Here is a 1,351-nt window from a genome sequence, read left to right as displayed (position 1 = left end):
TCGGCGGCGTAGCGCATGTCACAGGCGCTGATCAGGTCGATGGCGCCGCCGATGCAGTAGCCATGGATCGCCGCGAGTACCGGCTTGCGGCAGTTGTCGACGGCGTTGAAGGAGGCTTGCAGTTCGAGGATCTTGCGCCGCAGCAGGCGCGCGTTGCGGCCCACGTCCTTGCCGAAGTCATTGGCCACCGAGGCCAGCATCATCAGGTCGATGCCGGAGGAGAAATGCTTGCCGGCGCCGCTGATGACCACGGCTCGCACCGCGTCGGTGTCTTCGACCCATTGGAAGATGTCGATGATCTCGGTCCAGAACGCCGCGTTCATCGCGTTGATCTTTTCCGGGCGATTGAGCTGCACATGGGCGACGTTGCCGCTGAGTTCGACGACAAAGGCTTGGTATTCGGACATGGCAGTGATCCTTGACTGGCGGCTGGAATAGGGGCCGAACTATAACAAGGCACCGCGTGAGGTGGTAAGGCTGTGCAAACGCCAAATTCGGGACTGAAGAACGATGAAGATCAAATGAGGGAGCTGGCTTGCCNNTGTGGTGTTCTTTAACTCGGCAGCCAGAGCCGGAAGCGTGCACCACCCAATGGTGAAGCCTGGGCCGTCAATGTTCCGCCCTGCGCCTCCAGCGCCCGCCGGCTGATGGCCAATCCCAGGCCAAAACCGCCAGTGGCTCGATCCCGGCTGCGATCCAGCCGGTAGAACGGCTCGAAAATCCGCTCTCGCTGGTCAACCGGAATGCCAATGCCGTCATCATCCACGCAAATCTCGCACCCCCTGGGACACACCTTCACCCCCACCTGAATTCGCCGCTCGCAATACCGCATGGCGTTGCGCAGCAGGTTTTGCAGGGCCCGGGCGGTCAGGCGCGGGTCCAGGGTGAAGCGTTCCACGGCGCAGTCCAGCACCACGTCGATCACGATATCCGGGTTTTCCAGTTCGTCGTCGACGCTGCCCAGGATGCTGTCGATGAACTCATCCAGCACCACTTCCACCCGCTCGGGTGTTTGCGCCGGGTTTTGCAAACGGCTGTAGGAGAGCAGCTCCAGCACCAGCTCATCCAGCTCGCGAATGTGCGCCACCAACCCTTGCAGCCGCTCACGGCTGGCCGCCGGGAGGTCGTCGGACAGCGCCAGGGCCAGGCCGAAGTCCAGGCGCGTCAGCGGCGTACGCAGTTCATGGGAGACGGCATTGAGCAAGTCGCGTTGCTGGTTGAGCAGCTGTTCGATGTCGTTGGCCATGGTGTCGAACACCGCCGCCAGGCTGCCGATGTTGGAGCTGGGCGGGATTTTTGTGCGGGCCGCAAGGTTGCCCTGGCCGAGTTGCGCGGCGGTGCTTTTCAGGCG

At 62.7% G+C, this 1,351-nt stretch carries 2 protein-coding genes; both read right to left on the bottom strand.

Features of this window, described 5'->3' with window-relative positions:
- Positions 1-407 (bottom strand): enoyl-CoA hydratase-related protein (locus tag HX846_RS36300; RefSeq protein ID WP_178967356.1); only part of this gene is annotated, 407 nt, incomplete at its 3' end.
- Between the two features lie 146 nt (positions 408-553).
- The coding region (locus HX846_RS36295) for an ATP-binding protein (RefSeq protein WP_256740413.1) at positions 554-1,351 on the bottom strand (798 nt) is incomplete at its 5' end.

It is taken from the genome of Pseudomonas sp. K5002 (assembly GCF_013386655.1).
Lineage (GTDB): Bacteria > Pseudomonadota > Gammaproteobacteria > Pseudomonadales > Pseudomonadaceae > Aquipseudomonas.
This window is presented reverse-complemented; position numbering and strand designations above follow the sequence as displayed.